Genomic DNA, 13,240 nt, shown 5'->3' on the forward strand with positions numbered 1-13,240 from the left:
TCAAAAAGCCGTTCGGTCTGGGAATGTGTACGGCATGGGATTCCATGTCGACTCCGAGACCGGGCGGCTTCGCCGCGTCATCCTCCACCGGCCCGACCTGGAGCTGAAGCGGCTCACACCGAGCAACAAGGACGCACTCCTCTTCGACGACGTGCTGTGGGTGCGCCGGGCCCGCCAGGAGCACGACGGCTTCGCGGACGTGCTGCGGGACCGGGGCGTGGAGGTCCACCTCTTCGGTGACCTCCTGTGCGAGGCCCTCGACATCCCGGAGGCGAGACACCTCGTACTGGACCGGGTCTTCGACGAGAAGGAGTACGGGCCGCTCGCCACCGACCACCTGCGGTCGGTCTTCGACGGGCTGACCTCGGCCGAGCTGGCGGAGGCGCTGGTCGGCGGGATGACCAAGCGGGAGTTCCTGGAGCGGCACGCCGAGCCGGTGTCGGTGCGCTTCCACGCCCTGGACCTGGACGGTTTCCTGCTGGGCCCGCTGCCCAACCACCTCTTCACCCGCGACACCTCCGCCTGGATCTACGACGGGGTGTCGATCAACGCGATGCGCTGGCCCGCCCGGCAGCGCGAGACGGTCCACTTCGAGGCGATCTACAAGCACCACCCGCTCTTCACCACCTCCGGCGCCTTCCACTACTGGTCGCAGGGGCAGGCGGACTACCCCTCGACGATCGAGGGCGGTGACGTCCTGGTCATCGGGAACGGGGCGGTGCTGATCGGGATGAGCGAGCGGACCACCCCGCAGGCGGTGGAGATGCTGGCGCGCGGCCTGTTCGCGGCCGGTTCGGCGACGTCCATCGTGGCGCTCGACATGCCCAAGTCGCGGGCCTTCATGCACCTGGACACCGTGATGACGATGGTCGACGGAGATACGTTCACTCAGTACGCCGGTCTCGGCATGCTGCCCTCCTACACGATCGAGCCTGGTGGCGGGCCGCACGAGCTCAAGGTGACCGATCACCCGGAGGACCACATGCACCGGGCCATCGCGGGGGCGCTCGGCCTGGACTCGATCCGGGTGCTGACCGCGACGCAGGACGTGCACTCGGCCGAGCGCGAGCAGTGGGACGACGGGTGCAACGTGCTCGCCGTGGAGCCGGGGGTGGTGGTCGCCTACGAGCGCAACGTTACGACCAACACCCACCTGCGCAAGATGGGCATCGAGGTGATCGAGATCCCGGGCAGCGAGCTGGGGCGGGGCCGGGGCGGGCCGCGCTGCATGAGCTGTCCCGTCGAGCGGGACGCGGTCTGAGGAGACCGGGCCGGGGGAGGGGTCCCGGGCCCGGGGGAAAGACCCCGGGCCCGATCTGTATATCAATACAGAGGATCGTATAGACTTCCAACATCCCCTGTCACCGTGACGCTGGAGCGACCCCATGGCCACCGACCTCGCCGGCCGCAGTTTTCTCAAGGAGCTGGACTTCACGGCCGCCGAGTTCCGCGGCCTGATCGAGCTCGCCGCCGACCTGAAGGCAGCCAAGAAGGCCGGCGTCGAGCAGCGCCTGCTCCAGGGCCGGAACATCGCTCTGATCTTCGAGAAGACCTCCACCCGGACCCGCTGCGCCTTCGAGGTCGCCGCCGCCGACCAGGGCGCGCACACCACCTACCTCGACCCCGCCGGCTCCCAGATGGGCCACAAGGAGTCGGTCAAGGACACCGCCCGGGTGCTGGGCCGGATGTTCGACGGGATCGAGTACCGGGGCGACAGCCAGCAGGCGGTCGAGGAGCTCGCCGCCCACTCGGGCGTCCCCGTCTTCAACGGACTCACCGACGACTGGCACCCGACCCAGATGCTGGCCGACCTGCTCACCATGACCGAGCACACGGCCAAGCCGCTGGAGCGGATCTCCTTCGCCTACCTCGGTGACGCCCGTTTCAACATGGGCAACTCCTACCTCGTGACCGGTGCGCTGCTGGGCATGGACGTGCGGATCGTCGCGCCCCGGTCCTACTGGCCCGCCGAGTCGGTGGTGGCCGCGGCGCGGGAGCTCGCGGCGGAGAGCGGGGCGCGGCTCACCCTGACCGAGGAGGTCGCCGAGGGAGTCGCCGGGGCGGACTTCGTCGTGACCGACATCTGGGTGTCCATGGGGGAGCCCAAGGAGGTCTGGGACGAGCGGATCGCGGCCCTGTCGCCGTACGCGGTGACCATGGACGTGCTGCGCGCCACCGGGAACCCGGACGTGAAGTTCATGCACTGCCTGCCGGCCTTCCACGACCTCGGCACCAAGGTGGCCCGGGAGATCCACGAGCGGCACGGGCTGGAATCCCTGGAGGTGACGGACGAGGTGTTCGAGTCGGAGCACTCCATCGTCTTCGACGAGGCCGAGAACCGGCTGCACACCATCAAGGCCGTACTCGTCGCCACCCTCGGCCGGTCCGGCCGGAGTGACGCATAGTCATACGCCGGCGGGGCCGGCTCGCCGCGCGGGCAGGGCGAATGATGTTGCGCTTCTGTGACGGCAGTCACGATCAGGTGATATCTTCGGTGGTGTGAGCCCCTTCACCGGTTCCACACCAGCGACCGAACGGTGGCACCACCTCCGGGTCACCCGGCAGGACGGCGTCGCCACCGTCACCTTCGACCGCCCCGAGAAGCTGAACGCGCTCACCTTCGGCGCCTACGCCGACCTGCGCGATCTGCTCGGCGAACTGTCCCGCGAGCGCTCCGTGCGCGCCCTCGTGCTCGGCGGCGAGGGGCGCGGCTTCTGCTCCGGCGGGGACGTCGACGAGATCATCGGCGCCACCCTCGCCATGGACACCGCCCAGCTCCTCGACTTCAACCGGATGACCGGCCAGGTGGTGCGCGCCCTGCGCGAATGCCCCTTCCCGGTGATCGCCGCCGTGCACGGGGTCGCCGCCGGGGCCGGAGCCGTCCTCGCGCTCGCCGCCGACTTCCGGATCGCCGATCCCACCGCCCGCTTCGCCTTCCTCTTCACCCGCGTCGGCCTCTCCGGCGGCGACATGGGCGCCGCCTACCTGCTGCCCCGGGTCGTCGGCCTGGGCCACGCCACCCGCCTGCTCATGCTCGGAGAGCCCGTCCACGCGGCCGAGGCCGAGCGGATCGGCCTGCTCAGCGAGCTCACCGAGGAGGGCAAGGCCCACGTACGGGCCGCCGAACTCGCCGCCCGGCTGGCCGCGGGCCCCGCCCTCGCCCACGCGCAGACCAAGGCGCTGCTCACCGCCGAGCTCGACATGCCGCTGGCCGCGTCCGTGGAACTGGACGCCAACACGCAGGCCCTGCTGATGCACGGCCAGGACTACGCGGAGTTCCACGCGGCCTTCACCGGGAAGCGGCCGCCGGAGTGGAAGGGCAGGTAGTCACATGACTCCTGGTGCCATGCGGGTCGCCGTCGTCGGCGGGGGACCGGGAGGGCTGTACGCCGCAGCGCTGCTGGCCCGCCAGGGCCACACGGTGGAGGTCTGGGAGCGCAACGCCCCCGACGACACCTTCGGCTTCGGCGTGGTGCTCTCCGACGAGACCCTCGGCGGCATCGAGCGGGCCGACACGGTCGTCCACACGGCCCTGAGCGCGGAGTTCGTGCGCTGGGACGACGTGGACATCGTGCACCGCGGCCGACTGCTGACCTCCGGCGGGCACGGCTTCGCGGCCATCGGACGGCGCCGGCTCCTGGAGATCCTGCACGAGCGCTGCGCGGGCCTCGGCGTCCGCCTGCGCTTCCGCTCCGAGGCCCCGGCCGCGCCCGAGCTCGCCGCCTCGTACGACCTGGTGGTCGCGGCCGACGGGGTGCACAGCGCGATCCGCGAGGCCGGCGCCGCGCACTACGGACCGACGCTGACCGGCGGACGCTGCCGCTACATCTGGCTCGCCGCCGACTTCGCCTTCGACGCCTTCCGCTTCGAGATCGCGGAGACCGAGCACGGCGTCATGCAGCTGCACGCCTACCCCTACGCCCGCCCGTCGCCCGACCACCACCCCTCATCGGGGCCCTCCGGGCCGCAGAATCAATTCGGTGCCTCCACGGTGATCGTGGAGATGCGCGACGAGGTGTGGCGGGCGGCCGGCTTCGACCTGTGCGACGAGGACGAGTCCGCCGCCCGCTGCGCCAAGATCTTCAGCGAGGCCCTGCGCGGACGCCCGCTGCACGGCAACCGCTCCGCGTGGACGCAGTTCCGTACCGTCGTCAACCGGCGCTGGTCGCACGGCAACACGGTGCTGCTCGGCGACGCCGCGCACACCGCCCACTTCTCCATCGGGTCCGGAACCAAACTGGCGGTGGAGGACGCGCTCGCGCTCGCCGAAGCGGTGGGCGACGCGCCGGACGACGTCCCGGCCGCCCTCGCCGCGTACGAGGCGGCCCGCCGCCCGGCGGTCGCCAGCACCCAGCGGGCGGCGGCCGCGAGCCGGCAGTGGTTCGAGGAGATCGCCGGCTACGTCGACCAGCCCGCCCGGCAGTTCGCCTTCAACCTCCTCACCCGCAGCCGCCGGGTCACGCACGACAACCTGCGGCTGCGCGACCCACGGTTCACCCGGGCCGTGGAAGGGGACTTCGGGTGCCCGGACGGCACTCCCGCGATGTTCACCCCCTTCACCCTGCGGGGCCTGACCCTGCGCAACCGGGTCGTCGTCTCACCGATGGACATGTACTCGGCCCAAGGCGGTGTGCCGGGCGACTTCCACCTCGTCCACCTGGGCGGACGAGCCCTCGGCGGGGCCGGACTGGTGATGACGGAGATGGTCTGCGTGTCCGCCGAGGGCCGCATCACCCCCGGCTGCACCGGCCTCTACACCCAGGAACAGACCGCCGCCTGGAAGCGCATCACCGACTTCGTCCACACCTCGGCGCCCGGTACCGCCCTGGGCGTCCAGCTCGGGCACGCCGGCCGCAAGGGCTCGACCCGGCTGATGTGGGAGGGCATGGACGACCCCCTGCCCGAGGGCAACTGGCCGCTGGTGGCCGCCTCCGCGCTGCCCTACCGGCCCGGCGTCTCGGCGCTGCCGCGTGCCCTCGCCGCCACGGACCTGGCCGCCCTGCGCTCCGACTTCGCGGCCGCCGCCGTCCGCGCCGCCGACGCGGGATTCGACCTGCTCGAACTGCACTGCGCCCACGGCTACCTGCTCTCCGGCTTCCTGTCCCCCCTGACCAACCACCGGGACGACGAGTACGGCGGCCCGCTGGAGAACCGGCTGCGCTTCCCCCTGGAGGTCTTCGACGCGGTCCGCGCCGTCTGGCCCGAGGACCGCCCGATGACTGTCCGCCTCTCGGCCGCCGACTGGGCCCCCGGGGGCACATCGCCCGAGGACGCGGTAAGGATCGCGGCCGCCTTCGCCGCCCGCGGCGCGGACGCCATCGACGTCTCGACGGGCCAGGTCGTCGCGGACGAGGCCCCCGAGTACGGGCGCTCGTACCAGACCCCGTACGCCGACCGGATCCGCAACGCACTCGGCGTCCCCGTCATCGCCGTCGGAGCCATCTCCTCCTGGGACGACGTGAACTCCCTGCTGCTGGCCGGCCGTGCCGACCTCTGCGCCCTCGGCCGCCCCCACCTCTACGACCCCCACTGGACCCTGCACGCGGCCGCCGAGCAGTCCTACGAAGGCCCCGGCGCGCCCTGGCCGGCCCCGTACCGCGCGGGCAGCCGGCCCCCGCCGACGGGCCGCGGCTAGGCCGCGGCCCGTACGGGGAGCCGAGGTGAGCGCAGCGGGCGCCTACGGCTGCGGGATCGGGACGAACAGGGCGTTGATGGTCCGGTTCGCGTTCATGGTGAGCTGGTAGTTCGGGTTGTTCCCCTCCAGCTCGATGCCGTCGACGGCCCAGGCGTCGAACTGGAAGCCGGGGTTGGGGACGGCGGTGACCGTGACCTGCGTTCCGGGGTCGTACGGACCGTACTCGCTGACCCGGACCGTGCCCGCGCCCACGGGGTCGTGCGTCAGGGTGAGGGAGCTGCGGTTGGTGACGAGGGAGGCGCGGTAGCCGGCCAGGGTGTCCGCGTTCTGCAGCGCGACGGCGGCGTTGTTGTTCTGGGCGTTGCCCAGGATCTGGCCGTTCCAGGTGCGGTCGGGGGTGGAGTACGAGTTGACCACGTTGCACGCCTGGGGGCAGGCGGTGGAGTACGCCATGAGCGTGCGGTGCTGGCCGTTGGGCGTGACCCAGCCGTAGTTGAACGTGCCCGCGGGGGTGGCGCCGCCCTGGCGGGTGACCGTCAGACGGTCGTGCTTCATGCCGAAGTTGTGGCCGATCTCGTGCGCGAGGTTCTCCCAGGCCGTCACGGACCCGATGCTGGTGACCGAGAACGCGGCACTGTCGGTCGTCGCGGTCGGGCCCGGGTCGGGCAGGCTCGCCGCTCCGGAGCTGTCCTCGAAGGGGACGGCGGCCAGCAGCGCCACCAGGTCGCCGCCGTACTGGTTGCGCCGGGCGGCGGCCGTGGCACCGAGGACCGTGTTCGCGGGGTTGCTGATCATGCTGAGCAGAGTGTTGACGTTCTCGTTGGGAACGCCCGTGGCCGCGGTCTGGTAGCTGTGCACGACGTGCACACTGGCCGGCACGTTGTCGGTGGCGAGCGCCCGGTTGAGCTGGTTCACCCCGTAGGAGATGCGGGACTGGACCGCCTGGACACTGCCCATCACCTGCACGGTGGCCGGCGTATAGGCGACGACGATGTCGATGGCGGCCGGGTCGTTGGGCGTGGCGGCCCGCAGACCCGGCCGGTTCGGCTTGTGCGGCTTGCCCGGGTGGTGCGGCTTGTGCGGCTTCTTCGCCGGGACGTTGACCGTGTCGACACCGATCCCGCTGGGCGGCAGCTCCAGGGAGTCGATCTCCTGCAGCTCGTACCAGCCCGGGCGCTTCGCCAGCGGCTGGTACGCGTACTGGCGGAAGCCGATCGTGATGACACCGGAGAGGGTGACCGGTCCGTCGGTGCAGGCCCCGATGGCGGACACGGAGATGGTGTTCTCCGGGTTCTTCGGGTCGTGGCCGCCCCAGTACACCGTGCCGTCCGGCTCCTGGCGCTGGAAGTCCTGCACCGCCGTGAAGCCCTTGCCCCGGCCGAACAGCGGGAAGGTGCGGCGCTCGGGTCTGCCTTCCTTCTGCTCGCCGCACAGCGAACGGAACGCCTTGGCGTCCGTGCGCTGCGCGGCGGAGCGCACCACCCAGGGCTCGTGCTCGTCCCCGCGCGTTCCGGCGGAGGCGGCGGGTGCGGTGGCGGCGAGTGACAAGGTGGCGGCGAGGGCGGTCGCCGCGGCGGAGGCGGTGAGCAGGAAACGACGGCGCATGAGGGACGTGTGCCTCTCTGTGGGGGTTTGTCCCGCCGTGTATTCCGTGGCGGGCGCCACGCCACGCCGGTACGGCCGTCCCCGCAGTGCCGGCCGCGCCGAGGTTCACCCGAACACGGGGGCGGCCTACCCCTTGGAGACCTGCGTGTTCTGGCAGACGGTCAGGAGCCAGCGACCGTCGTCGTTCCTGGTCATCACGTACGTCGGGACGCCCTCGTCCCCGGGGCCGTCGGCCGAGCGGTAGACCTGGCTGACCTTGACCGCGGCCACGTCGGGGCGCAGGAACTGGAGGTGGGTGACGGTGTAGCTGACCTCGCCGTCCCAGCTCGCGGCGGGGAGGACCGCGCGGGTGAACTCGGAGATGGCGTCCAGGCCGATGAGGACCTTGCCGCCGCCGGTGGTCCACAGGGCGTCGGGATGGAAGAGGGAGAGGAAGGCGTCGGGGTCCTTGGCGCGCTGGGAGGCCTCGACGGCGGCCACCACCCGGTGGATGGCCTCGATGTCAGTGGTCCGGGCCGTGCTGTCGGTCGTCATGTGGATCATCATCGAACCTCAAGGGCCCTTGAGGTCAAGGCCCGGATCCGGCCGGTCATGCCGCGACGATCTCGGCCCGGTCCTCGACCGGGGTGTAGCCCAGACGCAGATAGACGCCGTTGCTGGTGGGGTTGGCCAGGTCCGTGAAGAGGAGGACCTCGGTGGCGCCGGCCGCGTACGCCGCTTCGCTCACCGCGTGCGTGACCCCGGCGGCGTAGCCGCGGCCGCGGTGCCCGGGCGGGGTGTAGACCGGCCCGACGCGGGAGGCGGAGCCGATCGGGCGGGAGAAGCCGGCCAGCGAGACAGGGGCCCCGGCGTGCTCCCACAGCCGGATCCCGCCGTAGGAGATCCGGTCGCGCAGCACGGCCTCGGAGGCGCTGCCCGGAAGGCCCGCCTCCGCCCTGAAGGCCGCGGTCCACTCCAGCAGCAGCGGGAGGTCGGCCGTGGTGGCGGGCCGGGCCCGCCCGGCCGGAGCGGGATCCGGGGCGAGGAGGCCGGCCAGCCGGTACAGGCGCAGCTCCTCGGCGATCCGGCTGGGCCGCCCCCAGGCTCCGGCCAGAGCCTCCGCGTCCGGGCGGCGGGCGTTGAACCGGTGCGTCCCGGCGAGCAGCGGCTCGCCGGCGAGCGCGGCGCCGAGCGCCCGGACCGCCTCCCCGGGCAGCACGCCGAGCACGGCCGGGAACGGCGGCGTGCACAGCAGGCCGCCGGCGACGGCGCCGTCGGCCCCCGTCCACCAGCCGAAGAAGGGGGTGCCGTCGCCGTAGGCTCGGGGCCCGCGGCGCCGCAGCCCGTCGGTCACGGTCAGCAGCAGGGTGTTGGAGACGGGCCGCGCGGCCGTGGCCGGGCCCGCGGCGGCCAGATAGGCCGTCAGGTCCGTGCTGAAGGTCCAGGTCATGGCCCATCCTGGCGCGGCGCGCGGCCCGCCCGCACCCGGATTTCCCACGCAGGTGCCCGCGCCTAGGGTCGGGCGAAGCCGGCCCCGATGTCGCGCAGCCTTTCGTGCAGCTCGGCGAAGACGGCCGCCGCCCGGTCGCCCGGCCAGTCCGCCGGGAGCAGCTCCCGCGGCAGGCCAGGGTCGGCGTACGGCAGCCGGCGCCAGGTGTCCAGCGCGCGCAGGTAGTCCCGGTAGGCCTCCTCCGGGGTCGGCCCCGGGCCCGACCGGAGCGCGCGCAGGACGGGTTCGTGCAGGTCGAGGAACTGCTCGTGCTGCTTGGCCAGGGCCGCCAGGTCCCACCAGCGGGCCACCGCCTCCGCGGTCGGCGCGAAACCGAGGTGGGCGCCGCGGAAGAGTTCCACGTACGGGGTCAGGTGCAGCCGCTCCAGGGTGTGCGCGGTCTCCTCCGACAGCCGGGCCGGGGCGATCCACACGCCCGGTGCCACCGCGCCGAAACCGAGCCGGGCCAGCCGCGAGCGCAGCAGGTGCCGCTTGCTGCGTTCTTGCTCCGGGACCGAGAACACCGCCACCAGCCACTCGTCCGACAGCTGCGGGCTGCCGTAGATCCGGCGGTCGCCGTCGTCCAGCAGCTGCCCCGCCTCCTCGGAGAGCCCGTACGCCGCCGAGCCGTCCGCCGCGCGCCCGGGCAGCAGGAAGCCGCGCCGCTTCAGCCGGGACACCGACGAGCGGACCGACGGGGCGTCCACGCCGGCCGCGCCCAGCAGGCGGATCAGCGCGGCCACCGGGACCGGGCCCTCGAAGGCCCGCCCGTAGGCTCCGTAGAACGTGACGATCAGGGATCGCGGAGTGTGCTGCTCGACCACGGGTTCACTCTAGATCCTGTCGGGCGGATCGGGCCGGGCACCGGGATCGCGCAGCCGGAAGCGCTGCAGTTTGCCCGTCGCGGTACGGGGGAGGGCGGGGAGGAAGACGAAGGAGCGCGGGCACTTGTGCGGGGCCAGTTCCGCCCGCATGAAGGTGCGCAGGACCTCCTCCGTCAGTACCGCGCCGTCGCGGGCCACGGTGTACGCCACCACGATCTGCCCGCGCCGCTCGTCCGGAAGGCCCACCACCGCCGCCTCCACCACGTCCGGGTGGCGCAGCAGGGCCTCCTCCACCTCGGGGCCCGCGATGTTGTAGCCCGCCGAGACGATCATGTCGTCCGCCCGGGCGACGTAGCGGAAGTAGCCCTCCGGGTCGCGGACGTAGGTGTCGCCGGTCAGGTTCCAGCCGCCCTGTACGTACTCCCCCTGCCGGGGATCGGCCAGGTAGCGGCAGCCCACCGGGCCGCGCACGGCCAGCAGTCCCGGCTCGTCGTCCGGGACCGGGCGGCCGGCCCGGTCCACCACGCGGGCCTGCCAGCCCGGGACCACCCGGCCCGTCGTCCCGGGCCGGATGTCCTCGTCGGCGGCGGAGATGAAGATGTGCAGCAGCTCGGTCGCCCCGATGCCGTTGATGATGCGCAGGCCGGTGCGCTCGTACCAGGCCTGCCAGGTGGCGGCGGGCAGGTTCTCCCCGGCCGAGACGCAGCGGCGCAGCGCCGACAGGTCGTACATGCCCACGTCGTACGGGCCCAGCGCGTCCAGCATCGTCCGGTACGCGGTGGGCGCGGTGAACAGCACCGTCACCCGGTGCTCCGCGAGCGCGGGCAGCAGCCGGCGCGGTACCGCCTCCTCCAGCAGCAGCGCCGAGGCCCCGGCGCGCAGCGGGAAGACGACCAGTCCGCCGAGGCCGAAGGTGAAGCCGAGCGGCGGGCTGCCCGCGAAGACGTCGTCCGGGCGGGGCCGCAGCACGCTGCGCGAGAAGGTGTCGGCGACGGCGAGCAGGTCGCGGTGGAAGTGCATGCACCCCTTGGGCCGTCCGGTGGTCCCGGAGGTGAAGGCGATCAGGGCGACGTCGTCCGCGGAGGTCGGGGCGGCCGGGAAGGGGTCGGGATGCCGCTCGGCCAGCCGGAGCAGGTCCCCCGGGCCACCGCCCCCGTACACGGTGATCCGCAGCCCCGGCACCTCCGCCTTGACCAGGTCGTCCAGTACGTCCGCATGGCACAGGGCGTGTCCCACCCGGGCCATCGCGCACACCGTGGCCAGCTCCTGCGCGCGCTGCTGGGGCAGGACGGTGACGGCCACCGCGCCCGCCTTCATCACCGCGAGCCAGCAGGCAGCGAGCCAGGGGCCGGTGGGTCCGCGCAGGAGCACCCGGTTGCCGGGGACCACGCCGAGGTCGGCGGTGAGCGTGTGGGCCAGGCGGTCCACGCGCTCGCGCAGGTCCCCGTACGTCCACACCTCGCCCGACCCGCTGCGGAAGGCCGGGCGGTCGGCGCCCGCCGGACCGAACCGCTCGATGGTGGCGTCGAGCAGCTCCACCCCGCAGTTCAGGCGGTCCGGATAGGCCAGCTCGGGCAGCTCGAAGAGGAGCTCCGGCCAGGTGTCCGCGGGTGGCAGGTGGTCACGGGCGAAGGTGTCGGTGTGAGCGGAAGGCTTGAGGTCCAAGGCGGGTCGCCCCCCTTGCAGCGGTCCGGGGTGGGGTGGAGCCGGCCGTGCGGTGGTTCCCCCGGCCACGACCGGAGGTCCTTCCAGGAGCGTATCGTGATGGTGACGGCAGTCAACAGGACGCGATAGATGCGGGGATGTTCGGATGACCGGATTCGCGCTCGGAGTGGACCAGGAGGAGTGGTGCGGGCAGTTGCGCGCACTGGCGGTGGAGCGGCTGCGGCCACTGGCCGAGAAGGGGGAACCGGGTCGGGTCAACCGGCCGCTGCTGGTGGCGCTGGGGGAGCTGGGCCTGCTGGAGCGGGTGTTCGCCTCGGGCGCGCTGGAACTGTGCCTGCTGCGGGAATCCCTCGCCTACGGTTGCACGGAGGCCGAGACGGCGCTCGCCCTGCAGGGGCTCGGGGCGTACCCGGTGCTGCGGGCGGGGAGCGAGGAGCAGCGGGAGCGCTGGCTGCCGGAGGTGCGGGCCGGGCGGGCGGTGGCGGCCTTCGCGCTGAGCGAGCCGGGGGCGGGCTCGGACGCGGCGGCGCTGGCGCTGGCGGCGACCGCCGAAACGGCGGCCGCCGGGGGCGGTTGGCGGCTCAGCGGTGAGAAGTGCTGGATCTCCAACGCCCCCGAGGCGGATTTCTACACGGTGTTCGCCCGAACGGGGGAGGGGCCGGGGGCGAAGGGGGTCTCGGCCTTCCTGGTCCCGGCCGACCGGCCCGGACTCTCCGGCGCACCCCTGGACATGCTCTCCCCGCACCCCATCGGCTCCCTCGCCTTCGACGGGGTGCCGGTCGGCCCGCGGGACCTGCTCGGCGAACCGGGGCGGGGCTTCCGCGTCGCGATGGACACCCTGAACCTCTTCCGGCCGAGCGTCGGCGCCTTCGCGGTGGGCATGGCCCGGGCCGCGCTGGACGCGACCCTCGCGTACACGGCGGACCGGACGGCGTTCGGCGGAACGCTGAGCGATCTCCAGGCGGTGGCGCACCGGGTGGCCGAGATGGCGACCCGCACGGAGGCGGCCCGGCTGCTGGTGTACGCGGCGGCCGGGGCCTACGACCGGGGGGCCGGGGACGTTCCGCGCCGGGCGGCGATGGCGAAACTGCTGGCCACGGAGACGGCCCAGTACGTGGTCGACCACGCGGTCCAACTGCACGGCGCGGTCGCCCTCCAGCGGGGTCATCTGCTCGAACACCTCTACCGGGAGGTGCGGGCACCGCGGATCTACGAGGGGGCGAGCGAGGTGCAGCGCACGATCATCGCGAAGGAGCTGTACGGGGCGGCGGTGGCGGGGCGATGAGCCTGGAGCGGATCAACCCGGCGGAGCTGTCGCCCGCGACGGGTTTCTCGCACGCGGTCGCGGCGACCGGCACCCGGCTGGTGTTCCTGGCGGGCCAGACCGCCCTGGACGGCGCGGGCAAGGTGGTGGGGGAGAGCCTCCCGGAGCAGTTCGAGGTCGCCCTCACCAACCTCCTCGCGGCCCTGGCCGCGGCGGGCGGCACCCCGGCGGACCTGGCCCGGGTGACGGTGTACGCGGTGGACGTGGCGGCGTACCGGACCCACGCGGCCGAACTGGGCCGCATCTGGCGGCGGTCGGCGGGCCGCGACTATCCGGCGATGGCCGTCATCGGTGTGGTCCGCCTCTGGGACGACCGGGCCCTGGTCGAGCTGGACGGGGTGGCGGTGCTCGGGTAGCGGCGGGGCGGCCCGGTCGTGCCGGGCCGCGGTCGCGCGTTCGTCCCGCGGGGACACCCCGCCGTGCCCCCGCCCCGGCCCCCCCCGCCCGGGGACGGCCTAGCTCTGTGCGCGGATGCGGCGGTACTCGTCCGTCCGGACGCCGCCCACGCCCCAGTCCTCCAGCTCCACCTCGTCGATGAGGACGAAGGTGGTGGCCGGGTCCTTGTCGAGGACCTGGACCAGCAGGTCGGTCACACCGGCGATGATCTCGGCCTTCTGGGCGGCGGTGGCGCCTTCGCGGGTGATCCTGACGTTGACGTACGGCATGGTGAGGGACGTCCTTCCGGTGCGGCAGGGGCAGGGGCAGGGGCAGGGGGAGAG

The 13,240-nt window shown here is 73.1% G+C and carries 12 protein-coding genes; 6 read left to right on the top strand and 6 right to left on the bottom strand.

The features are described 5' to 3' along the window. Positions 1-34 precede the first annotated feature (34 nt). The 4 genes from ACXNSR_RS29235 to ACXNSR_RS29250 all read left to right on the top strand — a co-directional run bounded on the left by ACXNSR_RS29235 (position 35) and on the right by ACXNSR_RS29250 (position 5,635). Positions 35-1,261, top strand: a complete 1,227-nt coding sequence (locus ACXNSR_RS29235; protein WP_030009169.1) for an arginine deiminase — start codon at positions 35-37, stop codon at positions 1,259-1,261. A 124-nt stretch (positions 1,262-1,385) separates the two neighbouring features. After that, on the top strand, positions 1,386-2,405 hold the full coding sequence (gene argF / locus ACXNSR_RS29240) for an ornithine carbamoyltransferase (RefSeq protein ID WP_458638345.1): 1,020 nt from the start codon (positions 1,386-1,388) through the stop codon (positions 2,403-2,405). Positions 2,406-2,499: 94 nt separating this feature from the next. Beyond that, entirely contained in the window at positions 2,500-3,327 is an 828-nt protein-coding gene (locus ACXNSR_RS29245) for an enoyl-CoA hydratase family protein (protein WP_189739142.1), read from the top strand. A 4-nt stretch (positions 3,328-3,331) separates the two neighbouring features. Then, a complete protein-coding gene (locus ACXNSR_RS29250) occupies positions 3,332-5,635 on the top strand; it encodes a bifunctional salicylyl-CoA 5-hydroxylase/oxidoreductase (RefSeq protein WP_458638346.1) in 2,304 nt (767 codons plus the stop codon). A 42-nt stretch (positions 5,636-5,677) separates the two neighbouring features. On the opposite strand, the gene ACXNSR_RS29255 is transcribed toward ACXNSR_RS29250, so the two are convergent. The 5 genes from ACXNSR_RS29255 to ACXNSR_RS29275 form a co-directional block, all read right to left on the bottom strand. Continuing rightward, positions 5,678-7,240, bottom strand: coding sequence for a M12 family metallo-peptidase (locus tag ACXNSR_RS29255; protein ID WP_458638347.1), 1,563 nt, complete (start codon positions 7,238-7,240; stop codon positions 5,678-5,680). Between the two features lie 126 nt (positions 7,241-7,366). Beyond that, positions 7,367-7,783 carry an SgcJ/EcaC family oxidoreductase gene (locus tag ACXNSR_RS29260; RefSeq protein ID WP_458638348.1) on the bottom strand — a complete coding sequence of 139 codons (417 nt, stop codon included), beginning with the start codon at positions 7,781-7,783 and terminating at the stop codon, positions 7,367-7,369. A 46-nt stretch (positions 7,784-7,829) separates the two neighbouring features. Beyond that, positions 7,830-8,669: a GNAT family N-acetyltransferase gene (locus ACXNSR_RS29265; RefSeq protein ID WP_458638349.1), complete on the bottom strand. Its 840-nt coding sequence runs from the start codon at positions 8,667-8,669 to the stop codon at positions 7,830-7,832. Positions 8,670-8,731: 62 nt separating this feature from the next. Beyond that, a complete protein-coding gene (locus ACXNSR_RS29270) occupies positions 8,732-9,532 on the bottom strand; it encodes a PaaX family transcriptional regulator (protein ID WP_458638350.1) in 801 nt (266 codons plus the stop codon). Between the two features lie 9 nt (positions 9,533-9,541). Further along, positions 9,542-11,197: an AMP-binding protein gene (locus ACXNSR_RS29275; protein ID WP_458638351.1), complete on the bottom strand. Its 1,656-nt coding sequence runs from the start codon at positions 11,195-11,197 to the stop codon at positions 9,542-9,544. Positions 11,198-11,342: 145 nt separating this feature from the next. Here ACXNSR_RS29275 and ACXNSR_RS29280 point away from each other — a divergent pair, with 145 nt between their 5' ends. Beyond that, entirely contained in the window at positions 11,343-12,482 is a 1,140-nt protein-coding gene (locus ACXNSR_RS29280; protein WP_458638352.1) for an acyl-CoA dehydrogenase family protein, read from the top strand. After that, positions 12,479-12,877 (top strand): RidA family protein, encoded by a 399-nt coding sequence (locus ACXNSR_RS29285; RefSeq protein WP_458638353.1) that lies wholly within the window; start codon positions 12,479-12,481, stop codon positions 12,875-12,877. The genes ACXNSR_RS29280 and ACXNSR_RS29285 overlap by 4 nt, the downstream gene beginning before the upstream one ends. Before the next feature lie 99 nt (positions 12,878-12,976). Here the strand turns inward: ACXNSR_RS29285 and ACXNSR_RS29290 are convergent, their stop codons facing one another. Continuing rightward, entirely contained in the window at positions 12,977-13,186 is a 210-nt protein-coding gene (locus ACXNSR_RS29290; protein WP_458638354.1) for a tautomerase family protein, read from the bottom strand. Between the last annotated feature and the right edge of the window lie 54 nt (positions 13,187-13,240).

The sequence above is a fragment of the Streptomyces sp. NC-S4 genome, assembly GCF_054353315.1.